The sequence below is a fragment of the Enterobacter sp. 22466 genome, from assembly GCF_052044775.1.
GTDB classification, from domain to species: Bacteria; Pseudomonadota; Gammaproteobacteria; order Enterobacterales; family Enterobacteriaceae; genus Enterobacter; species Enterobacter dissolvens.
Window position 1 is genome coordinate 1 of the sequence record NZ_JBQENX010000005.1, and the last position, 22,936, is coordinate 22,936.

General features: G+C 54.0%; 20 protein-coding genes and 1 pseudogene. 15 read left to right on the forward strand and 6 right to left on the reverse strand.

Annotated features, from left to right (window positions below; translation table 11 throughout):
- From ACTJJI_RS14205 to ACTJJI_RS14245, 9 genes and pseudogenes are all read left to right on the forward strand, one after another.
- Positions 1 to 180 (forward strand): annotated as a pseudogene (locus ACTJJI_RS14205) (hypothetical protein); the annotation flags it as partial.
- Between the two features lie 5 nt (positions 181 to 185).
- Positions 186 to 812 carry a hypothetical protein gene (locus tag ACTJJI_RS14210; RefSeq protein ID WP_440654535.1) on the forward strand — a complete coding sequence of 209 codons (627 nt, stop codon included), beginning with the start codon at positions 186 to 188 and terminating at the stop codon, positions 810 to 812.
- 217 nt (positions 813 to 1,029) lie between these two features.
- Positions 1,030 to 1,848, forward strand: a complete 819-nt coding sequence (locus ACTJJI_RS14215) for a DUF932 domain-containing protein (RefSeq protein ID WP_440654537.1) — start codon at positions 1,030 to 1,032, stop codon at positions 1,846 to 1,848.
- A 270-nt stretch (positions 1,849 to 2,118) separates the two neighbouring features.
- The gene (locus tag ACTJJI_RS14220) at positions 2,119 to 2,598 is read left to right on the forward strand and encodes an antirestriction protein (RefSeq protein WP_440654539.1); all 480 of its coding nucleotides are present in this window, start codon (positions 2,119 to 2,121) and stop codon (positions 2,596 to 2,598) included.
- Positions 2,599 to 2,609: 11 nt separating this feature from the next.
- Complete coding sequence (gene radC / locus ACTJJI_RS14225; protein WP_202783757.1) at positions 2,610 to 3,089, forward strand: RadC family protein; 480 nt, start codon at positions 2,610 to 2,612, stop codon at positions 3,087 to 3,089.
- A gap of 19 nt (positions 3,090 to 3,108) precedes the next feature.
- Entirely contained in the window at positions 3,109 to 3,330 is a 222-nt protein-coding gene (locus tag ACTJJI_RS14230; RefSeq protein WP_202783766.1) for a DUF987 domain-containing protein, read from the forward strand.
- Positions 3,331 to 3,352: 22 nt separating this feature from the next.
- Positions 3,353 to 3,718 (forward strand): type IV toxin-antitoxin system YeeU family antitoxin, encoded by a 366-nt coding sequence (locus ACTJJI_RS14235; RefSeq protein WP_440654541.1) that lies wholly within the window; start codon positions 3,353 to 3,355, stop codon positions 3,716 to 3,718.
- 56 nt (positions 3,719 to 3,774) lie between these two features.
- The gene (locus ACTJJI_RS14240; RefSeq protein ID WP_440654543.1) at positions 3,775 to 4,155 is read left to right on the forward strand and encodes a TA system toxin CbtA family protein; all 381 of its coding nucleotides are present in this window, start codon (positions 3,775 to 3,777) and stop codon (positions 4,153 to 4,155) included.
- Between the two features lie 718 nt (positions 4,156 to 4,873).
- The gene (locus tag ACTJJI_RS14245) at positions 4,874 to 5,692 is read left to right on the forward strand and encodes a DUF4225 domain-containing protein (protein WP_046888623.1); all 819 of its coding nucleotides are present in this window, start codon (positions 4,874 to 4,876) and stop codon (positions 5,690 to 5,692) included.
- Here the strand turns inward: ACTJJI_RS14245 and ACTJJI_RS14250 are convergent.
- The 3 genes from ACTJJI_RS14250 to ACTJJI_RS14260 all read right to left on the reverse strand — a co-directional run bounded on the left by ACTJJI_RS14250 (position 5,670) and on the right by ACTJJI_RS14260 (position 8,662).
- Entirely contained in the window at positions 5,670 to 5,996 is a 327-nt protein-coding gene (locus ACTJJI_RS14250) for a hypothetical protein (RefSeq protein WP_072057259.1), read from the reverse strand. The genes ACTJJI_RS14245 and ACTJJI_RS14250 overlap by 23 nt on opposite strands.
- A 249-nt stretch (positions 5,997 to 6,245) precedes the next feature.
- On the reverse strand, positions 6,246 to 8,033 hold the full coding sequence (locus ACTJJI_RS14255) for an ATP-binding protein (protein WP_440654546.1): 1,788 nt from the start codon (positions 8,031 to 8,033) through the stop codon (positions 6,246 to 6,248).
- Positions 8,030 to 8,662: a response regulator transcription factor gene (locus ACTJJI_RS14260; RefSeq protein WP_013098693.1), complete on the reverse strand. Its 633-nt coding sequence runs from the start codon at positions 8,660 to 8,662 to the stop codon at positions 8,030 to 8,032. The genes ACTJJI_RS14255 and ACTJJI_RS14260 overlap by 4 nt, the downstream gene beginning before the upstream one ends.
- Positions 8,663 to 8,837: 175 nt before the next feature.
- Here ACTJJI_RS14260 and ACTJJI_RS14265 point away from each other — a divergent pair, with 175 nt between their 5' ends.
- Both ACTJJI_RS14265 and ACTJJI_RS14270 read left to right on the forward strand, forming a co-directional pair.
- Complete coding sequence (locus ACTJJI_RS14265) at positions 8,838 to 9,152, forward strand: lipoprotein (protein WP_013098694.1); 315 nt, start codon at positions 8,838 to 8,840, stop codon at positions 9,150 to 9,152.
- Positions 9,153 to 9,268: 116 nt separating this feature from the next.
- Positions 9,269 to 12,271 (forward strand): autotransporter outer membrane beta-barrel domain-containing protein, encoded by a 3,003-nt coding sequence (locus ACTJJI_RS14270; protein ID WP_440654549.1) that lies wholly within the window; start codon positions 9,269 to 9,271, stop codon positions 12,269 to 12,271.
- A 79-nt stretch (positions 12,272 to 12,350) separates the two neighbouring features.
- Here the strand turns inward: ACTJJI_RS14270 and ACTJJI_RS14275 are convergent, their stop codons facing one another.
- The gene (locus ACTJJI_RS14275) at positions 12,351 to 12,878 is read right to left on the reverse strand and encodes a LuxR C-terminal-related transcriptional regulator (RefSeq protein ID WP_014833248.1); all 528 of its coding nucleotides are present in this window, start codon (positions 12,876 to 12,878) and stop codon (positions 12,351 to 12,353) included.
- A 671-nt stretch (positions 12,879 to 13,549) separates the two neighbouring features.
- On the opposite strand from ACTJJI_RS14275, the gene pgaA reads away from it, so the two are divergent.
- Genes pgaA through pgaD form a run of 4 tightly spaced genes read left to right on the forward strand, consistent with a single transcriptional unit; the run spans position 13,550 to position 19,683 of the window.
- Positions 13,550 to 15,988: a poly-beta-1,6 N-acetyl-D-glucosamine export porin PgaA gene (pgaA, locus tag ACTJJI_RS14280; RefSeq protein WP_440654551.1), complete on the forward strand. Its 2,439-nt coding sequence runs from the start codon at positions 13,550 to 13,552 to the stop codon at positions 15,986 to 15,988.
- 8 nt (positions 15,989 to 15,996) lie between these two features.
- Complete coding sequence (gene pgaB, locus ACTJJI_RS14285) at positions 15,997 to 17,934, forward strand: poly-beta-1,6-N-acetyl-D-glucosamine N-deacetylase PgaB (protein ID WP_014833250.1); 1,938 nt, start codon at positions 15,997 to 15,999, stop codon at positions 17,932 to 17,934.
- The gene (gene pgaC / locus ACTJJI_RS14290; protein ID WP_440654553.1) at positions 17,927 to 19,258 is read left to right on the forward strand and encodes a poly-beta-1,6-N-acetyl-D-glucosamine synthase; all 1,332 of its coding nucleotides are present in this window, start codon (positions 17,927 to 17,929) and stop codon (positions 19,256 to 19,258) included. The genes pgaB and pgaC overlap by 8 nt, the downstream gene beginning before the upstream one ends.
- The gene (pgaD, locus tag ACTJJI_RS14295) at positions 19,255 to 19,683 is read left to right on the forward strand and encodes a poly-beta-1,6-N-acetyl-D-glucosamine biosynthesis protein PgaD (protein WP_014833252.1); all 429 of its coding nucleotides are present in this window, start codon (positions 19,255 to 19,257) and stop codon (positions 19,681 to 19,683) included. The genes pgaC and pgaD overlap by 4 nt, the downstream gene beginning before the upstream one ends.
- A 52-nt stretch (positions 19,684 to 19,735) precedes the next feature.
- On the opposite strand, the gene ACTJJI_RS14300 is transcribed toward pgaD, so the two are convergent.
- Positions 19,736 to 20,842 (reverse strand): phosphotransferase, encoded by a 1,107-nt coding sequence (locus ACTJJI_RS14300; protein WP_192544628.1) that lies wholly within the window; start codon positions 20,840 to 20,842, stop codon positions 19,736 to 19,738.
- Positions 20,843 to 20,999: 157 nt separating this feature from the next.
- Entirely contained in the window at positions 21,000 to 22,862 is a 1,863-nt protein-coding gene (gene gss, locus ACTJJI_RS14305) for a bifunctional glutathionylspermidine amidase/synthase (RefSeq protein ID WP_083020660.1), read from the reverse strand.
- Positions 22,863 to 22,936: the final 74 nt, after the last annotated feature.

The following is a 22,936-nucleotide window of genomic DNA, read 5'->3' on the forward strand; positions in this document are numbered from 1 at the left end:
AAAATCCTGCGGGATGAGGGGTTTGACGAACGCTGTATCCGCGTGACAGAGATGCGTGAAGAAGTGAACGGGCGTTTCTGGCAGGCACAGGCGTTGCTGAATACCGGCGTGAAGGAGCCAGTGACCATTGAAGTCAGGGGACAGAATATGTATGTCGTCCTGCCTGAAGCAGGAGAATGAACACAATGAGAACCGTAATCACTGTCGTCCGGTTTCTGATTATCGTCGCCGTACTCTGGACCCAGCCGGGCCGGACTGCAGCATACGACCCGAAACCTGTCAGCCACACAGGCGTGGTGGCAGAAAATGTACTGGTCACGCACGACCACATCATGTCGGGTGTGGATGATTTTATCATCACCGCCACGAAGGGGAAGGAAACACAGAGGTTTATTCTGACCTGTAACGGAACGGAAAAACGCCTGAATATTCTTTACTGGCTGAAGGACCTTACCGGCGGTAAGACATCAGGCGCAACGGGTATGACCATACAGTATTACCCGGCGGGAGAGCATCAGATGAAGGCGCATGCTGAACAGCGGGTCACATTGTTCGACAGCCAGGTCTCAGCGGACCTGAACCGCGCCGCGTCACAAATGCTGGACCATAAAACGGGAAGCGTTGTGTTTCATTTTTATGAAGATGACGGCATATCCGCTCACGGTCCGCTGGCATGGAGCTGGCAATACCCGGTCAGGAAACTGGGCCCGGCGCTCGCCGGCGCGCTGGTCGCCGCCGGAGCCGGTCACTGCGGCCTGGCGCAGGGCAACACGCAGATAGCCCCGCTCAGACGTCTCGCCGACCATCAGTAAGAAGCAGCCATGTTCCTATGTTCTGCTGTGATGGATTAGGCTTCAGTCCCGTCTGGTTTATGTTGTGCTCCTGTGCGCCGGGTTATTGTCTGCTCATCTGACTACCCCGACCCTGACTTCACCGCATTCACCATCTTCACGCTATTCATTTCAGTCAACAGGCCGCACTTCCTTGTGGAAGCGCGGCCTTTTTCATTTATGTATTCAGGGAGTTTTTATGAAATTAGCAAGCCGCTTTGGTGCGGTCAACCTTGTCCGCCTGGACCGCCCGTTAACCCGTGATGAGCTGGCACATTATGTGCCCAGCGTTTTCAGTGAGGAAAAGCATGCTTCACGCAGCGACAGGTATACCTGTATTCCCACAATCACTCTCCTCGATAACCTGCAACGCGAAGGGTTTCAGCCATTCTTTGCCTGCCAGACCCGCGTGCGGAACCCTGACAAACGTGAACACACGAAGCACATGCTGCGCCTAAGGCGTGAGGGGCAAATCACCGGCAAACAGGTCCCCGAAATCATTCTGCTTAACAGTCACGACGGCTCCAGTTCATACCAGATGCTGCCGGGGTTGTTTCGCTTTGTCTGCCAGAACGGGCTTGTCTGCGGCGAAACCTTTGGGGAGGTGCGGGTACCGCATAAAGGCAATGTGGTGGAGAAAGTCATTGAAGGCGCTTATGAAGTACTGGGGATATTTGACCGGGTTGAAGAAAATCGGGATGCGATGCAGTCACTGTTACTCCCGCCACCGGTACAGCAGGCTTTTGCAAAAGCCGCCCTGACGTATCGTTTTGGTGAAGAGCACCGGCCAGTGACGGAAGCACAGATACTGACACCCCGACGCTATGAAGACCGTCAGGACGACCTGTGGTCAGTTTTCAATCGTTGCCAGGATAACCTGCTGAAAGGGGGTCTGCCAGGACGTACCGCCAAAGGTAAACGCAGCCATACCCGCGCGGTTAGAGGCATAGACAGCGACGTTAAGCTCAATCGCGCCCTCTGGGTAATGGCGGAAGAACTGCAGCAGGCGCTGAGCTGATGCCACCGCTGCCTGATAACCCCCACCAGGCCATCCTTTATCCGACCGCCCTAGAGAACATTCCCAGCAGCCGAACCATCTCAGATGATGACCTGTGCGCCTGGTGCTCACACCTTCTTTATCGTCCCGGTGAATGCAGCCTCTGCAGCTTAAGTCTCACGCAGGGCCACTGGCCGTCACGCTGTGATGAAGATGGCTATGCGCAGTCCTGCCCGTTACTCCGGCTGAAGCAACATCTCCAACCTGATAAATATACAAGGAAAAACTAGCATGACCGACATTATTAACCTTAACGATACCCTCCCGTTACCGCCACAACCTGCAGGTTCTTCGCCAGCGCTGACCGCCACCCTCGTACAGGACGAGCAGCGCCTCAGCTTCTGGCCGAAGCACTTCGGCTGCATCCCGCAGTGGATAATCATTGAGCCAACTGTCTTCGCCTGGATGGACCGCTTCTGCGCAGACTACAGTGGGGGTATCTGGAATTTTTACACACTGAGTAACGGCGGTGCGTTTATGGCCCCGGAAACAAATGGAGATACAGATGAGAAATGGGCGCTGTTTAACACCATGAACGGCAACGGTGGTGAAGTCAGCGTCGAAGCCGCCGGGATAGCCGTTTGCCTGATGACATACAGCCACCACGCAATGCGCACCGAATGCGATACCATGACGGAACACTATTACCGGTTGCGGAATTATGCGCTGGCGCATTCTGAATGCAACACCATCATGCACATCATCGACTGAGGCCATCCGCTATGAAACAACAGCTACCCTTGTTTGCCACCGCATTATCGGTATCCGCACAGCAGACTATCCGGGAGGCTATCACTCTGCTGGAAAATCAACTACGTGAACCCGGTACTCCATTCACGTCCAGCCATACCGTGCGCGACTGGCTTCGCCTGCAGCTTGCCAAACTGGAGCGCGAAGCCTTCACTGTTCTGTGGCTCGATAATCAGCATCGCCTGATAGCCCACGACACGCTATTTCTCGGAACGATTAACAGCATAACCATACATCCGCGCGAGGTTATTAAAGCCGGTCTGAAGCATAACGCAGCGGCAGCCATACTGGCCCATAACCATCCATCGGAAGAGGCTGAGCCCAGTCAGGCCGACAGGCTGATTACCGGACGTCTGAAGCAGACACTTGAGCTGGTTGATATTCGCCTGCTTGACCACCTGGTAGTCGGTGGGATGGATATCGTTTCGTTTTCGGAACGTGGCTGGCTGTAACGCCAGGGAGGACACAACGATAAAAATTATCAGCAAACGTCAGGCAATGGCGATATACCGTCAGCATTCACAGTCCCGGCTGTTTCGCTTCTGTACCGGTAAATATCAGTGGTCCGGCAGTATCTGCCACTATGCCGGCCGGGAGGTGCAGGATATCAGCGGTGTGCTCGCGGTCTTCGCTGAACGCCGCCAGGACCGCAACGGCCTGTATGTCGTATTGCGCAGCGTTACCCTGAATTAACCCACAGTTAAGGATTACTTAAATGCACAGCACAACAAATGCAGCAAATCGTAATAGCGCGGAGCCCTGGTGGGGGCTACGGCGCAACATAACCCCATGTTTTGGAGCCCGACTGGTCCAGGAAGGTAACCGTCTCCATTATCTGGCTGACCGCGTCAGCATCACCGGCATATTCAGTGACGCAGACTTACACCATCTGGACCAGACATTTCCTGTGCTGCTTAAACAGCTGGAATTAATGCTGGTTTCCGGTGAACTCAATCCCCGCCATCAGCACTGCGTCACGTTATATGCCAAAGAGCTAACCTGCGAGGCAGATTCACTCGGATCGCATGGCTACATCTATATCGCGATTTACCCGACATCAGATACCAGCGTCACCCGCTAACCCCGCTCCCTGAACCATCATCCTTTTGAACCGCCTTAATACATGAACATTCCCTTATGCAAACCTTACCCGCCCCCCTGATGCGGAAAGCACCGCCACGCCCGACACCTGTTGAAATCTGGCAGCAGTTACTTACGTACTTGCTGGAGCAGCATTATGGCCTTCCACTTTATGACACACAATTTGCCGATGAGCAGGTTATTTCGCAGCATATTGACGCCGGTATTTCACTGACAGATACCCTCAATTTTCTCGTAAAAAAATCTGAGCTGGTGCGAATTGATCGCCCAGGTTTCTCCGCTCACTACCAATCCCCTTTTATAGGGGTGATTGATATCCTCCGGGCCAGACGAGCAACGGGGCTGATGCAACGCAACGGATATAAAAGGATCACTCTTCTCATCGCGGGGAACACCGCTCAGGAGCAACATTCATGAAATTCAGACAAACAGCTCGGACAATCCTGTATGCACTTGCGTCAGAAGACTCAGACCCGTTCAGGAGGGCGGGTTGAACAAAGTCCTTGTATGAATCGCATGGCTGCGTACAAAATAATACCGGACGCTTCTGGTACTTTTTTTCTGGTGGTTTGTTACTGGATTATGTCGCGTATCAGAAGTGTCTTCCCTCACTGCATATGACCGCGAACGGCCTCAACTCTTCTTACCCTGTTCGTCCCCGATTCGGTTTTCTGATTTAAACTAATCGGGACTGAGGGCACAATTGAGGGTACAAAATTAATCAAATTAGAAACAAACATTAAATATCAGCAAGTTATAAACAACTATCGATTCCGAGTCCGGCACCACTCATTTATAACCCTCGCTTCGGCGGGGGTTTTTGCTTTCTGAGTCAGCAAAGTAGTTACCGCCCTTTTCTTTCCTCCATCCCCCGCTTCCCGGTGGTACGCAATTGGCGTGTTTACCGTCACACAGAAACAGAAAAACCTGACCTTCACCGATCTGTTCAAGTATTGTAAAGCACATATCAACCCCACAAATCCCAACAGAGTGGCGTCACATATCCGTGAAGTGACTTCTGCTTCAGACCACGTAACCACATTGCTACTATATAGTGCGTTGGTACGCATGGCTGTTATGGGGAGTCGTTTATCAGTCTAAGCAGTGGCCGGTAAAGCAATGGAGAGAAATTACAATGGATGCAGCATTACTTAACATGATGCACTCAGGTGGAAGAAATAAAGCCTGGGCGGAAACTATGGTGAATATGGAAGCCAGGAAGCTGGTAAATACAGCCAACACTCTGTCGGCTTTTCATCTCAGCGATAGTCTGACTCGAATGAAGTTTATTCAGGAAATTCGTGACCTCATAGAACAACAGTTTACGTTAGCTCGTCGGGCTAAATCAGATGAAGAATGCATGGAATGCGTTAAAGTTCTGAGAGAAGAAAACTGTAACCTCCTGGAACAAGCTCGTTTATTACGAACGAGGGCAGCCAAACTTTACGCTAAAGTCGAGTTCATTCGAGAGAATAACAAAATTGTTGGATATGTGATCTCGGCAGTCAGTGTTGTGCTGGCCGGTGCTGAAATAGCTGCGGGGCTTACCCTCATTGGCACTATGACCCCTCTCGGGGTTCTTGCTGGTGCGATACTGGTTACTGACGGGGCAAACAGCATCAGTAAAGAAGTGGCTCGCTACGCAACTCACAACACGACCAGTGAAGGGCTGGTCGCGAATGCCGCGATGTCTACAGCTGAGTTTATGGGCTTTAGTCGTGAGAATGGGTTAGGCGTCTACAAATCAATCTCACTGGCCGCTAATGCGTACACCATTTTTGGCTTGTTACGGCGACCTGGTACCTGGCGACTGTTTCGATATCTGCCTGCTGACTATTACCGAAAGGTAAGCACACTGAGCCGCCCGCAGCTAACAATGAAAATAGCTGGTTATGGCGTGAAAGCTAAGATTGTTTTTGATCTGTTGTCCGTCAGCGATCCGTCCAAGAATTAGTCAGCATTTTACGATAACGCCAGGATTTGTAGCCAAGTTTTGCTGGCGTTATATACCAGATAAAAGGTAGTACAATCAATAACGTGATCGCAAGTGTCAGACTTGTATCCTGAGATGCAAGTAAAAGAGTTAAAGCCAGTATGATGAAGGCAATAATAGTTATCCACTTCATTGCCTTAAAACGATTGGCCAGATCATGCGTTACGCTATCAAACGAACCACCGTAATTCTCAATATTGTTTTTTAGCTTTTGAAGATCTCGTTTGCTAAAACCTGATTTTAAAAGTGCTTCTTCGCTGGTCATTCTGTTATCAGTCCCATAACTCACTGAACCTGGGACGAAGTTTAACTTAATTCGACGGATAAATCGCTACCTGACGATATTCGTCAAATTTATATTTATATCAACTCGTTGAACATATCTTAGAGTATACGCTCGAAAACTGACATCTACCCGGTACAAAAAACGTGCAGGACAGCGCGAGCTAGCGGGCCTTACAGCCTGGCGACCGGGAGCAGGCAGTGAAGCTTAACGCTGCTGCTGCCTATTCTTCTATCCACGACTCCCGGACCACTGTGTCAGCAGCGCATGCAGTTTAGCCGGCTCCAGAGGCTTGCGTAGCACCATGTACCCTTCCTGCTCCGCCTCCAGCAGAACCGGCGAATTAAATTCGCCGCTGACCATCGCGCCGCTCATGTCCGGCAGACGTTCAAAAAGCGCTTTAAGGATGTCGAAGCCGCTTTCACCGGATCGCAGACGCTGGTCGCACAATACGGCAAACGGCGTAAAGCCATCGTCGATGATAGCGAACGCTTCTTCAGCGGAGGCCGCACAGCGCACGTTGATTCCCCAGATGCTCATCAGGCTCTCCCAGGCAGACGTCACCAGCGGGTCGTCATCAACGACCAGACAGGAACCGTGCAGCGGCGCATAGCGTACCGGCGTGGCGATGTGGTCATGGGCGGGCCGCATCTCCGGCGCGCTCTCGTCGCCAGCATATTGGGTGAAGCGCATCCAGAAGCGTGAACCTTTACCTTCAATGGATTGCATCCCGTACTTCACCTTCATAAGCTTGGCACAGCGGGCAACTACGGCCAGACCCAGCCCGTGTCCTGCACTGTCGATCTTCCAGGCCAGTTCGGGGCGGTAGTAAGGTGAGAAGATTTTACCTTTCTCATCATCGGCAATACCAACCCCCGTGTCCCACACCTCCACCATACACCCGTCATCGCGCGGTCGGATGGCAACCAGCACGCCGCCCTGTAGCGTGTAGCGGAGGGCATTTTGAATCAGGTTAATCAGGGATTGTCGCACCAGCAGCGGATCGCCCATCACGTAGATGCGGCGTTTAGGCCGCCAGGTGCGCAGCCTGAGTGCACGGCTGTTGGCCTCTTCGCGAAACAGCGTGATCACCGAGTCGAGCAGCGCGCCAATGTCCACTCTGGCAGGGGCAGTAAGCACATTCCCGGATTCAATCTTGCTGAGATCAAGGAGGGAATTGAACATCAAATGCACCGAGCGGATGCTCTGCTGCAGATCAAGCAGCTGGGGTGTGAGACTGTCGTCCCGGTTTCGGTGGATAATAGCTTCGATCAGAAACCCCATGGCGTGTACCGGCTGACGCAGGTCGTGGCTGGCGGTCGTCAGGAACTGATTTTTATCCAGCAGCGCCTGCTCGGCTTCCTCTTTGGCCTGGCGAAACTGTTCTGCCAGGCGTGAGCTTTTTTCCTCAAGCAGCGCCTGCTGAATGAAGAACGCGTGCGACGTTAACGCATGGCGGTAAATGGCGAAGCCGTACAGCAGGTTCAACATCAGCACAATGAACATCAGATCGTCCAGCCGCCAGATAATGCCAAGGTTCAGTACCCCCCAGGAGGCGAAGAAAAAGCACGTAAAGGTGCTGATGACCGGCGTCAGATGCGTCGCATTGGCGGCAACGATGGCGGCAATACTGATATTCAGGAGCAGGAAAAAGTCAAAGTTCTGCGTCTGCGGAGTAATTAAATAGAGAGATGAAATCCCCAGCCCGTGAATTAAAGCGATCTTATTTATACGCGGCAGCCAGCGGCGCAGGACATCCGCTTCATCATGCTCTTTCGCTTCGCGCTGGTAGCGTCGGTGCAATATTCGGATCGCCACGGCACATAGCAGGTAAATAATTATCCAGGTAATGGTTGGGCCGAGTTCGTCGCCCAGCAAATTAATCCAGATGGCGAAAGGAATGCCGACGAAAGGGACAGCGCTGAAGCTGAACACCAGCCGCAAAAAGGTATTGTTTAGCAAACGGATCTGCGCGGGAGGAGAGATGCCAGCGTTCTGTAAGCTCTGTAAAAATCTCATTCCGACGGTTCCCGTTTGCCATGCAAAAGCGTGATGGCTTCGACCCGACTGTTAACGCCTATCTTTTTCAATATATTGCTGATGTGTTCTTTGACTGTAGGCTCAGAAATAGAAAGTTGCGCGGCGATTCTTTTATTTGGCAGGCCGCGCATAATCATATTTAACACGTCTATTTGGCGCGGCGTTAAGTTAAATTTACTTAACTTCTCATTATTCGATTCAACGGAAAATTCGTTTCCCTCAGGAAACCAGGTGAGATTATCAGTGAGGGCAAAAACGGCCCGCGAAAACATTTCAGGTGGCTCGCTTTTCAATACGAAACCGTGTCCACCGGCGGCGTGAACTTTCTGCCAGATATCATTATTATCATCCCCGCTAACCACCAGGAGCCTTACCTGTGGGTAAAGTTGTTTGACTTCTTTGAGTAATTTCAACGCGGTTCCGGACGAGAGCCAAAAATCGATTACCAGCAAACGTGGCGGGCCATTATCCCTAATTTGACGGTAGCAATCATCCTCATTCGTCACCACACTCGCCTGCTTAAATCGGCAATGTGTAATCAGAAAATTGGCGATGCCGCTTGCTACCAATGGATGGTCATCAACGACCAACGCATAATTCTGCCCCAAAGGATCCTCCTTTTACCTTCGCATATTAGAGAGTACGGATGAATTATTATCTACCCACCCTACTTTAGGAGGGTTTTTTCGATTAGGAAAGGGAAATATATTATTCACTGATTTGAGTAATAGAAAACATAAATACAATCAGCGAAATTAACTGATTGGATATAAAGGATAATTTATGAAAAAGCCACTACTCTTTTTAACCGTTACGTTGATGCTAGCCGGTTGTTCCACGCTGAAAACCGATCAGGCCATTCCACTCCTGCAGGCGGAAACCGCTAAAATGCTGGGGCTGGGCTCATCGGATGAAATAACCGTGACCAATGTTAATGGCGCCCAACCGGATGCACTGGGAGGGCAAAAGCTGTCTTATCGCGCGACAACGGAAAAAGGCCGTATTTTCGATTGCTCATCGATGATGATGCCAGGGATTTTAGGATCCGCCCCGACGCTGAGCGCGCCAACCTGTACACCTGTGGTCACCCATAAATAATTAACTTCACATCAAAAGGCGTACACATATTACGCCTTTAACTTTTTCTGTCGTATCTGATTTTTCATTTAAAACCGATTTTCCAGACATCACGCTAATGAGTACGGAGATAACCCGTGAATAACTCTACATCGCATTCTTTAGCGGTTAAGACGCCGCTTTCCAGACTTTACCTCGCTCTATTTTCCGCGCCGCTGTTACTGCTTTCACCTGCCGATTTCGCACGTGCAGCCGATGCCATTTTTGATGGTGACACGCGTATTACCGAAACGCTGGGTTACACCGGAGACGTTTACGTTGGACGCAATCAACGCGGAAACCTGCTGATCGATAATGGCAAAATCACCGCTTATAACATCAATATCGGTCGGCTGTTCAACGGCCAAATTTATGAAAGCGTGGTCACGGTCCGTGGGCCAAACGCTGAGCTTAAGGCGGTGAACGATCAGTACGTCCTGCGCGGCGACCTGAATCTTGGCCTCGGCACCCTGCGAGTCGAAGAGGGCGCGCTGGCGAGTGCAAAAGAGATCGTTGTCGGCACCACCCGCGGCTACGACAGCCACCTTATCGCCACGGGTGCCGGCTCTCGCGTGACCAGTAATTTTCTTAGCGTAGGCCCCGATCTGGGCGCACGCTCCACGCTGGCGATTGAAGATGGCGCGGCGCTCGATACCACCTACGATGCGCGCATCGGCAATGGTACCGGGCCGGATGAAACCGACACGCTGAGCCCGAAAGCCACCGTCACGGGGAGCGGCTCACAGTGGAATGTTGGCCGTACGCTGACGCTGAATGGCGACCTGGACGTGCTGAACGGCGGAGCGGTTAACGTGGGCGGCGTGCAGGTGGCGGGCGTCTCCGGGGCAGGGAAAACCGCCGAGCTGGTTATTGCGGGCAAAGACTCGCGCTTTACCAGCGACAGCAGCGTTAGCGTGGGCGATTATGGCAATGGCGTGCTGTCGGTTATTGACGGCGGTTCATTTTCCGCCGGCAGCAATGCGCTGATCGTGGGGACATCGGGCTCCGGTTCGAACCGGGGGGCGCTCATCATCGGCAGCCGCGGCAACATGGACACCGGCACGGGTATAACTGAGCCAACGCTTGGTACGGCAGGCGGCGCAGGGACCCTCGATGCGAAGACGGCAATCAGCCTGCGCGGCGGGCTGTTCGGCAGCTATGTCTACTTCAACCATACCGACGAAAACTACGTCTTCAGCAACAAGATGAGCGGCGAAGGTGAGGTGATCAATACCTCCGGGCAGACAACGCTGAACGGCGATCTTTCAGCGCTTCAGGCGAACGTGACCGCTCGCGGTGGCAAAGTCATTATTGCCAGCAACATCAACACCCAGCCAGAAGACGATATTTTTGAGATTCAGACCCTTAGTGCTGAGAACGGCGGTACGCTGATCCTCAACGCGACGGCGGGTTCAGACGTCAGCAATGGGCTGGGTTACAGCAGCGCCGCGTCAATCAAGGCCGGCGGCACGCTGGGCGGCAACGGTACGCTGGGCCAGACCGAGATCCTGTCCGGTGGGCATATCTCACCAGGGGATGGCGATATCGGCACGCTGACGCTGAAACGCTATCTGAATTTTGTGGGCGAGTCTTTCTATGACGTTGATATCGCGGGAGATGGCCGCAGCGACCAACTGCTGGTATCGGGCAAAACCACCATCAGCGATCTGGCTAAAGTACAGGTCACCGCGCTGGATCCGCAAACCAGCTATAAAACGGGACAAAGCTATCGCATTTTAACTTCCGACGGGGGCATTGACGGTCAGTTCGCCGGAGCAATATCCAAATCCGCCTTCCTGGACGTGGCGCTCAAGCAGAGCACTAACGCCGTCGATCTGACCATCGCGCAGAAAGAGACCGGCGGCGAAAACCCGGGCGGTGAGAATCCAGGAGGAGAAAACCCTGGAGGCGAAAACCCGGGCGGTGAGAATCCGGGCGGTGAAAACCCCGGCGGAGAAAATCCTGGCAGCGGCAAGCCAGGGATTTTCCAGACCGTGGCCAGGAGCAGCAACCAGTGGAATACCGCCGGGGCGCTCTCCACGCTGACGCAAAGCGGCCCGTCGCTGGCGCTGTATAACTCGCTGCTGGTGCTGAGCGCGCCGGAAGCGCGCGAAGCGTTCAACCAGCTCTCCGGTGAAGTGTATCCATCAATGCAATCCAACCTGATCGCCGGCAGCACGCAGGTGTTTAACGTGTTAAACCAGCGGATGCAGCGCGCGTTTGATAACGACAGCCTGCCGATACCACCGCTAGCAATGTCGCTGGTGCAGCAGCCGGAGCCGCAAAACAATGGCGTCTGGGGCCAGACTTTCAGCTCCTGGAGCCGAAACAGCGGCGACGGTAACGTGGGCAAACTGGACGGCAACACCACCGGTTTCCTGCTGGGGGCAGATCGCAAGCTGGCGGACCATAACGTGCGTGTCGGTGGCTACTTCGGCTACAGCCGCGGGGATTACGACGTCGACAGCCGTCGTTCCTCAACGGATACCGACAACTATCACCTCGGCCTGTATGCAGCGGGTCAACAGGATGCGTTCTCCCTTCGCGGCGCGCTGGGTTACACCTGGCACAAGATCGAAGGCGAGCGCAACGTTGATTTCAGCGGCTTCTCGGATCGGCTGAAGTCAGATTACGACGCCAACTCGCTGCTGGCGTTCACCGAAGCGGGTTACCGTTTCGGCCAGCCAGAGATGAATGTCGAGCCCTTTGTTAACCTCTCCTGGATCCGACTGCATACCGACAGTTTCAGAGAGGACGGCGGTGCCGCCGCGCTGAGCGTACGTAATGAAACCATGAACACCTTCTATTCCACCCTCGGGGTGCGCGGTGTGACCGCGTTGCCGAAGAACGTTAATCTCTACGGTTCGTTGGGCTGGCAGCACGCCTATGGCGATAAGAATACCTCTTCGCGCATGGCGTTTGCGGGCAGCGACGCGTTCATTACTCAGGGTCAGGCCGTGGATGAGGACGTGATGGTGGGTGATATCGGCGTGAGCGTGCAGCTGTCGCGTGCTGCGACGCTGGATGTGGGCTATCAGGGGCAATATGGTGCCGATACCCGCGTCAACTCGGTTAACGCTAATCTGCGCTGGTCGTTCTGATTGATATCAACGCTGAAGTGCCGGGTTGCGCTACGTCGACCCGGCCCTCGTGGCGGTTTTTTTTTGGTTTATGACCCAATCAGGGATCGTTCCCATCTCCATCCAGCAGTTTGTTTTTAAAGATAAACAAACACGCCTCGTTAAAATTCTCCGCCCCCAGCCGTTCAGAGAGCGCCGTTCGCGTGCGGTAGAGACTTTTAATCGAGGTGTTCAGTTCCTCCGCCACCTCTTCCATCGACATGCCCGCCCTGAGCAGCCGCAGCATAATCGCTTCATGGGTACTCAGCCGTAAGTTAAGCAGCCATTTGGTTGTCAGACGCCTGCCTTTCATATTCAGCACCAGATTAAACAACGACGCCATGTCAGCCACCGGAAGCGCAGTATTCATAAACATCTTCATGCTGAGCTGATTCTCCTCCCGGTGCCGCATATCGAGCATCACGCAGCCGATTGTTTTTCTCGTTCTGGCCGGATGGCGTATCAGATAATCATACAGACGGAGCGGTGAACGACTGTCAATCAGCACAGAATATTCATCTGCACTGTTATCAAATATCTTTCTGTCAATCGAATCCAGCAGGATTATATCCGGAAAAAATATCCTCATTCCCCTGACGAGGTAGCGATCCTGTGTCACTAACACTATTGAAGTTGCCACTAACCATCCCTTTTAGATTAAAGCAAGAACGACCCTTCAGAAAGAAGACGCCTTCGTTTTATAGCGCTTTTATATGAACGATAAATGTATTCTGGCTTTGATCATCCCTCGACACACACATTGATTTGTAAGACTTCCCATAGACTATCACTCAATGTCTGCTATTAATTATAAGTAAAAAACAATCGCAGAAAAGTCACCTCTCAAGATATTAAGAATTTTTGTCACGAAACTTCCCAAACATGCACCAGAAAGTACTTTAATTTATGCAGCAAAGGCGCATTAAAAATATAAACAAAAACGTCACAATAAAAATAAATACATTATATATCAAAGCATTACAAATATAATATCCATTCAAAATAATCATAAAAATCACCTGAATACAGAATTATCTCAAAACAACAACCCGGCTTTTCAACATATTTATCCGTCAACATATCAGGTGTACATTACCTTTCACCCGGTCCATGACGATAAGGATCCATAATTACCTTTAAGTAAGTATCTCATAACGTAACTGCATTCACATTTTACGCTCTCATTTATGGCCTTTAACGCTACGTATAAAGGCGGCCGTGTTGCGCAATGGATTTATGATAAACAAATGGCAAATAGATATGGAAAGATCACTTCGCTTCAATACTTTATTCTTTTACCGCGCTCCAAAATTATTGTGTCTGCTATTACTGTTTCCCATTCTGGTTCAGGCTGCCGAATCCGTATATGACCAACAGATTCAGCAGGCGCGTAATGGTAATTACACTTCGTTTCTCCATTACCTGCAGCGTTATCAACAACAGCATGCCCTGACGCCTGAACAAGTTGCAGACTGGCTGCAGGTTGCCTCCTGGGCAGGACGCGATGACGAGGTTATTCAGGTATGGTTGCGTTATAACGTCTATATGCCACTCCCCGCCCGTGGCGTTGCCGCAGCCGCGCAATCCTGGAGAAATCAAAAGCAGTGGCAACCTGCGCTCGCACTCTGGAAACAGGCCTGTAGCCTTGCACCGGAACATGACGACTACCGTGTCGGGTATATCAAAACGCTGGCCGATGCCCGCATGGATCAACTGGCCCTGCAGGAAGCGCAAAAGCAGGTAACAGCGCACCCCAGCCAGATAAACCTGGAGACGCTCGCCTATGTGTACTTACGCCAGGGGAAAAGCTGGGATCGTTTATTAGCGGACACCCGCGCCCTGAAGAGCGCCCCCGAGAATAAAGCACAGCTCAGTGCGCTCATCGACGACCTGAACGATAACCGGGTCAGTACGCCTGCCCTGCGGCTGTCACAGGGTATTGCTCTGCCTCCGGCACAACGACGCCAGCTTGAACTTAACGCCGCCGCCGAACAGGTACGCCTGGCTGATGTGCCTGGCCGTACGGAAAAAGAGCGCCTGCGTCTGGCGCAGGCCGCACTGAATCGCTATGACGCTCTGCTTGCCCGCTGGCAACACGAACCGCAGGCGGCAGAAGATATCATTCGCGCCCGCGTCGACCGCCTTGGTGCGCTGTATGCGCAGGGTGATTATCCGCAGGTGATCGCTGAATATCACACGCTGACGTCAGCGCACCATCCGGTGCCGGGCTGGGCAATCGGCTGGGTCATCTCCGCGTATCTGCAGGAGCAAAACGCCGATGCAGCCCTGGCACTCCTGCAAAAGTATCCTGACTATGCACGTAACCCGCAGGACGAAGAGCATCAGCTTTTCTATGCCTGGCTGGATACCGGGCAGTATCAGGCCGCCCGTCAGTATGTCGAGCGGATAACCCGTCACGCCTCCTGGACCCGCTACGATTTCGGTTCGCCAACCGCCCAACCCAACGATCAATGGCTTATCGGCCAGTCGCTCACGTTTCAGTATTTGCTGGCAACAAATGCCCTGCCGGAAGCCGGAGCACTGGCGCACCGTCTGGCCGCCACGGCGCCCGGCAATCAGGGGCTACAGATTGATTATGCCGCCCTGCTTCAGGCCCGCGGCCTGTCACGTGCGGCAGAGCAAAAGCTCAAAATGGCGGAAGTACTGGAGCCCTCAAATACAGAGCTGGAGAAGCAGCAGGCTTACGTCGCGATGGATCTGCAGGAGTGGCGACAAATGGAACTCCTGACCGACGATCTGCTCGTCCGTGCGCCACGCGATCGCAGCGTCCAGCGCCTGGACAGGCTCAGAAATGTACATCATATGTCTGAACTGCGTCTGAACGCAGGCAAGGGATTGCACTCCGACAACCCGGTCAGCGGGACTCACGATCTGAACTGGGACGCCACGCTCTATGGTCCACCAGTCGCCGATAACTGGCGACTGTTTGGCGGCACCCGCTTTGCAGAAGGCAAGTTTGACGAAGGTAAAGGCACCAACCGACATCTGGTTGGTGGCGTCGAATGGCGGTCCCGGGATATCTGGCTTGAAGCGGAGCTCTCCGGCAACCGTTATCACGGCACCAGCACACCTGGCGCTCGCCTCTCCGGTCAGTACAGTCTGAACGATCGCTGGCAATCTGGCGGCAGCCTTGAACGGGTATCACGCACCACGCCGTTGCGGGCGTTACGGAATGGGATCCGTGCAGACCGCGCGGAAGGCTGGGTGCGCTGGTATCAGAACGAGCGTCGCGAGTATCAACTCAGCGCCGCAGTCAGCCATTTTTCCGACCATAACCGCCGACAGGAGTACACCCTCACCGGCAAGGAGCGGCTCTGGCAAACGCCGACCCTGACGCTGGATCTTGAACCGGGCATCTCCGCCAGCACGAATAGCCTGCGGGATACGCTCTATTACAACCCCGAGCGGGATCTGTCCGCGACGGCTGCGTTGTCCGTCGATCATCAGCTGTACCGCTATTACGACACCCTCTGGAGCCAGCAACTGGTCGCCGGAGCCGGAGGTTACTGGCAGAAAAATCAGTCCGCCGGCGCCATCACGCTGCTCGGCTACGGGCAACGCGTTCAATGGAACAACGTCGTCGATACCGGCGTGATGTTGAACTGGGATAAGCGCCCTTACGACGGTAAACGAGAAAGCAATCTCTCCGTCACCTTCGATGCGACTTTACGGTTTTAAGGATGAATATGTTGAACATTCGTTTTCGTGTGGGCCTGCTCATCATCGGCTGGTTATGCCTCAGCGCGAGCGTCTGCGCACAGGCCCTTTCGTTTGTTTCGCCCCACGAGAGACCTCAGCCGGAAGCCAGTAAACCCTGGCCAAAGAATCAGTTTCTCGTGCTGGCCTACCACGATGTGGAAGATGATGCCGCCGATCAGCGCTACCTCTCCGTACGGACCAGCGCTTTAAACGAGCAGATAAGCTGGCTTGTGCATAACGGGTATAACGCCATCAGCGTGCAGGATATTCTGGATGCCCATGACGGTAAAAAAACGCTGCCGCCGAAAGCCTTTCTGCTCAGTTTTGACGACGGATACAGCAGCTTTTACACCCGCGTCTGGCCGCTGCTCCAGGCCTGGAATGTGCCGGCGCTGTGGGCTCCGGTCGGCAGTTGGGTGGATACGCCAGCACAGCAAAAAGTGAATTTTGGCGGTCTGATGACCCCCCGCGATCGCTTCGCGACGTGGGACATGGTGCGCGAGTTAAGCCAGTCCCCGCTGATTGAGATTGGTTCACATACCTGGGCCTCACATTACGGCATACCGGCCAATCCGCAGGGAAGCCGCGAACCGGCCATTGCCAGCCGCTTTTACGATAACGCGACAGGGCGCTACGAAACTGACCAGCAGTTCAGCCAGCGCATCGGCGATGACGTACGGAAAGTCACCGAAAAAATCGCGCAGGTGACGGGCAAAGCGCCGCGCGCCTGGGTGTGGCCTTATGGCGCTGCCAACGGCACGTCGCTCGCCATTGCCAGACAGCAGGGTTATCAGCTGGCCTTTACCCTTGAGGACGGGCTGGCAGACGTGCGTCACCTAGACAACATCCCGCGCCTGTTGATCTCCGGGAACCCTTCGCTCAAATCTTTTGCCAGCAGCATCGCGCAGATCCAGGAGACCGATCCTGTGCGCGTCATGCACGTGGATCTGGACTACGTTTATGATCCCGATCCGGCTCAGCAGACCAAAAATATCAACATGCTGATCCAGCGGGTCTATGACATGAAAATCAGCCATGTTTTCCTGCAGGCGTTTTCTGATCCCCTCGGCAACGGCACGATTAAGGCGCTCTATTTCCCCAACCGCCAGCTGCCCGTGCGTGCCGATCTCTTCAACTTTGTCGCCTGGCAACTGCAAACCCGCGCGGGCGTAAAAGTCTACGCGTGGATGCCGGTTCTCTCGTTCGATCTCTCCCCTGCCCTGCCGCGCGTGCAGCGCCGGGATCGTCAAACGGGCCAGGTGCGCGTCGCCACCGAGCCCTATACCCGACTTTCGCCGTGGGACCCACAGGTTCGCCAGCAGGTGACCGAAATCTATGAAGACCTGGCCCGCTATGCCAGCTTCAACGGCATTTTGTTCCATGACGATGCGGTGCTCACGGACGTGGACGACGCCGGGCAGCAGACGACGCGTCAGAAAAGCCAGACGCTGATCGGGTTTACCCACGCCCTGAGCCTGGCGGTGAAGCACATCCGTGGCCCGCAGATAAAAACCGCGCGCAATATGTTCGCCCTGCCAATCCTCGACCCGGCGAGCGAAGCGTGGTTTGCGCAAAATCTTGATGACTTCCTGGCGGAGTATGACTGGACGGTGCCAATGGCCATGCCGCTGATGGAGTCCGTCCCGGCTGACGAGAGCAACGCCTGGCTAACGCGTCTGGTTAAGACCGTCGCCGAACGCCCCGGCGCGCTGAATAAAACTATTTTTGAGCTGCAGGCCCGTGACTGGGCGCAGACACCGCAACGCGCCGTACCCGACAGTCGTCTGGTGGAGTGGATGCGCGTGCTCCAGCTTAACGGCAGCAAACATTACGGTTACTACCCCGACGATTTCATCCATAACCAACCTGATATGTCCCGTATCAGGCCTGAATTCTCTTCGTACTGGTATCCTGACAATGACTGATCGCCTTATTGCCTTCTCAATTTTATGCCTGGTATTCGGGTTGCCATTAGGCGTGGCCGCCCTCTTTACCGGCGAACTGATTCTGGATTTTGTCTTCTTCTGGCCCCTGTTCATGTCCGTGTTCTGGATCACCGGGGGGCTCTATTTCTGGTTTCAGCTTGAACGACACTGGTCATGGAACAGAAAAACGCCTGCCCCGACGTTAGAGGGTGATCCGTTAATTTCGATTCTCATTCCCTGTTTCAATGAGGAGCGAAACGCCCGGGAGACGATCGGTGCCGCGCTGGCCCAGCGTTACCCGAATATTGAGGTTATCGCCATCAACGATGGTTCGTCAGATAACACCGCGCAGGTGCTGCAACAGCTGGCGCAGGAGCAGCCGCGTCTGCGCGTCATCCATCTGGCGGAGAATCAGGGGAAAGCCGTGGCGCTGAAAGCGGGCGCAGCGGCGGCCCGGGGGGATCTTCTGGTCTGTATTGATGGCGATGCCCTGCTCGATCGCGATACCGCCGCTTATCTGGTTGCCCCGCTGCTCCACTATCCCCACGTGGGCGCCGTGACCGGGAACCCGCGTATTCGTACGCGCTCCACGTTAATTGGCCGCATTCAGGTGGGCGAATTCTCCTCCATCATTGGGCTCATCAAACGCACGCAGCGGATCTATGGCCGGGTCTTTACCGTCTCAGGCGTCATTGCGGCCTTTCGCCGTCAGGCGCTGGCGGACGTGGGCTACTGGAGCCCGGATATGATCACCGAAGATATCGACATCAGCTGGAAGCTTCAGCTTCGCCACTGGGATATCTTTTTCGAGCCGCGCGCGCTGTGCTGGATCCTGATGCCGGAGACGTTAAAAGGGCTGTGGAAACAGCGCCTGCGCTGGGCCCAGGGCGGCGCGGAGGTGTTTCTGGTCAATCTTCGCAAGATCGTGCGCTGGGAACATCATCGCATGTGGCCGCTGTTTTTAGAGTACGCCCTGTCAACGCTGTGGGCGTTCGCGTATGCGGTGACGGTGCTGTTATTTATCATCAGCACCCTCACGCCGCTTCCGGCAAACCTGACCGTCACAAGCCTGTTCCCGCCGGAATTCACCGGACTCCTGTTGGGGATCATGTGTGTGCTGCAGTTCCTCGTCAGTTTGTACATTGAGCGACGTTATGAACGCAACGTGGCGAGTTCGCTCTTCTGGATCATCTGGTTTCCGATGGTGTACTGGATGATCGGCCTGTTCACCACCCTCGTCGCCTTCCCGAAGGTCATGCTTAAACGCCAGCGCTCACGCGCGCGCTGGATCAGTCCGGACAGAGGAAAAGGGAGCATTCAATGAACGAGAATACGTTAATCCTGACTGAACATCGGCTGGTGCCCCGGCTTTTTGATGCAGCGTTAACCCTGCTGGCCTGGGGTGGATTTCTGTTTTTCCTCTATGCCAACCTGTGGATGCAGATAACCAACGAGAGCGACTACCGCTGGGGAGTAATTATTGCCTCCTTTAAGACGGTGCTGATCTATTTGCTGATTGCCGCGCTCAACGGCTGGTTGCTGATTCTGTGGTATCAATATAATCGCCGCCGCGCGCATGCGAGACGACATCGCCGCGCAGCATCGCTTAAGCACGACGAGCTGGCCCGCAGCTTTAACGTGACGCCGCAAATCATCTCAGAGATGAGTCAGTACAATTTACTGACGGTCTATCATGACCAGATTGGACGCATAATTGATTTGAAAATCAGTCAGCAGGACGAGGAATAAGGCTCAGACATCCGCAGGTTCTCCCTGCGGATGCTGTTTCTGCGGGTCACTCTCAGCGCTTATACTGTGGCTGCATAGCGTCACAGGCGAGCTGACGTTTGCGTTGATATTGCGCCAGTAATGCTCTCTGACTTTTACCTTTATTATCGTAAAAAAGCGCGCCGCCTTCGTTAAGCACCTCGTAACACGCCTGGATCGACTGAGTAATGTACTCAATCCTTTTCAGGGTCAGTGGCGTACAGCTTTGCCCATGTAAATCATCCTCGACATCCAGAACGTGTGAGCGAAACGCCTCAAGGGTGAAACCGCGCTGCAGGCTTTGATTATCACGCAGTGCCTGTTGCCAGCGGGTAATAATCGCATCCAGCCAGACGAGCACCGCCGCATCCGCGCCTTGCGACGCCAGTTTTTCTCTTTTATGGCGATAATGCTTCAGGGCCACTGTTTTCAGGGCATGATACTGCGACAGTTGCACGGCTTCAGGCTGATTTTCTTCGAGCAGCCTTCCGAAGAAAAAGCGGGTTTCAAAACGCTCGCAGGCGTGAAAGAGGGGATCCTGCAGGCCATTGCTGTTGTAGCTCTGCAGAGGCTGGAAAGGATACATATACCCGAAATCGAATAACCAGAGATGTCCGTTATCCATAAGAAGATTGCCGGGACACAAATCCCACTCCATAAGACCGGCCTCTTCGCATGCCATTAGCGTTGATAAAACCTGTTCAAACAGATCTTCATCGACCTTTTCTGGCGAGTGGCCCGGCAGCCAGGGCGAGAGAATAATCCCCTGGCGAAAGTTGGCATAAATCGTCGGTACGATGTGATCGAATCGTCCCGCCCACAACGGATCGTTTTTGAGCCGGGTGAAATCAGCCCGTCTCTGTACTTCATTGAGGAACGAGGTCTGGCCATCGGTATTTCGCACCAGCGCCTCGTGTCGTTTCTGCTTGAGAGTGTAGTGTCTGCCCTCAATACACAGATGCAGGACCTGAGCGGTAAGGCCGCCATCAAAGCAATCAACGACGCAGGGATCGGAAGACGAAAGCTGCATTAATTTCTCAGGGGCCATCGGGCAATGGCGGCTGTCACCGACAACAATATTCTCTGCTGAGGCAATAAAAGAGAGCTGGGCTTGCTGGCGGGCATGGGTGAAAGTGTTCATATGCTGTCCATCAGGTTGAGGGTCATCATCAGCCTGGCCTGGCCGCAGCCAGAAATCTTCCTCCTTGAGGCAGGATTTGAGGGAGGAACCTGAGGGTGGAGAAAGACAAAGAAAAGCCTCCGCAAGCGATCCTTGCGAAGGCTCGGTTACTGCCTGGTTACTTATCCTTGACCACAATCAGCGGTTCAATATCGCTCTCTTTTTTCACCACCAGCGTTTGATCCCCACGCAGACAGGTGCCGCCGTAATTCCCGCCCACGGTAAAGGTACAGACCTGGATATATTTGCCATCCACCTTCGGCAAACACCACAGCTGCTGGTAGATATTCTTGCGATCGACAAACTTGCCGCTGGATTTATCCAGCAGTTCATCCTGGGCGCTGATCAGATCGATATTACTGCCGCAACGTCCGGCGATCGGTTTGACGGCATAACCGGTCTGCTTCAGCAGGTCGTTAACCTCAAAATCGGTATCAAGCAGGTAGCGGTGGTTCGGGAACAGCTGCCACAGCACCGGCAGGATCGCCTTATTGCCTGGGATCACCGTCCACAGCGGTTCGAAGACCAGCACTTCCGGGCGCAGCAGCACGTCAATCAGCCGTACTTCGCCTTCCGGGTGACCGGTGCGGATCGGCACGGCAGCGTACTCGGTTTCGCTGACCTCCCGGATCTGCTCGATTGCCGTTTCCCACGCCCAGGTTTTCCACACGCAGTTGACGTGGCGACCTTCGTCGTCAATCAACTGCCCGGCGGCATCCCAGCTCAGCGCGCCGAGACCGTGCAGAATTTTGGTGTCAAACCCGGCCTGCAGCAGCGAGCGCTGAATGAAGAGCGCGTGGTAGTCCTCTTCGACATCGTTGTCCTGCATGATGTGCACGAACGGACGCGCATGGCTGTGTTTCCACGCCCCGGTCAGTTCCTCCAGCAAACCTTCTGCCGGGTTGTGCCCATTGCCGCGATAGCCGTGTTTAACCCACTCTTCCAGAATTAAGCCGCCCTCGGTGTGGCAGGAGGCGGAATCAGCGTTGTACTCGTAAACCTTAATGCCGCGCTCATCCATACAGAAATCCATACGACCGGTGATCATATGGTGCCGACGCCACTGCCAGGAGAGACGCAGGCGCGGCCAGAGGATTTTGGGGATGTCGAAAAGCGCCAGTAAGTTGTCATCTTTCAGCACTTTGTCGGTGGCGTGCAGATACATCAGATGCAGTTCATTGGTCGCTTTAATCAACTCCTGTTCGGCGCTTTCGGTAATCGTGAAATAGTGGCAGGGATCGTGATTAATAACGTGGCCGTTGGCGCGGATGTAGGCCTGCTGCAGGGCGTCATTTTCGTTGAGCCATTTTCCGTCGTATTGACGTTTATTCTTCAACCGCGCACCGCTGATTTTCAGCAGTTCGCCGTCAGGTTCGGGCTGGGGAATGCTGTGCTCCATGTCGTCCGTCTGGATCATCCAGCCAAGGATTTCGGTATCGCTGAAGGTGTCATGAAGCGTGTAACAGCCGTTCTCAACGGTCATGCGCAGCTCACGGGTCCACTGCTGTCCGAGCGGGAGCGGAGAGTGAATTACATTCTGCTCGGCAATGCGGACCTTGCCCTCCAAAAGCTGGGTGATTACCGCGACATGGCCGGTTTCATGGAACTCGCCGCCCTTTTGCCAGATGAGCAGCGCCCCGGCCTGCGGCGCGCGTTTCGAGCCGTTGGCAAAAGCCTGTAACGGCAGAATATTATCGTTCACCACCTGGCGCAAAAAACGCAGGGAGAAGATCTCCCACGCCATCCCGACGTCGGTAAACACGAAGCCATAGTTGAGGAACAGAAAACGGCGGGCGAACTCCACACACTGCCACTTGTGGCCCATGTATTCGTTGCCGATATAGCTGCGAAAATCCGCGTCTTGCGGGTACTTACGCGGGTCCAGACTGCCGTAATTTGAAGAGTAAATCGCCACGCCACCGGGCGCATAGCCTAACAACGTCCCGAATGGCGCATCACTGCTTAACTTTCCTTTACGCATGTATCCAACCTAAAACAGGCAGGCGGCAATTTTTTGAAGGGTTGTCGTCGTCTGCACGTTGTAATTAACCTGAC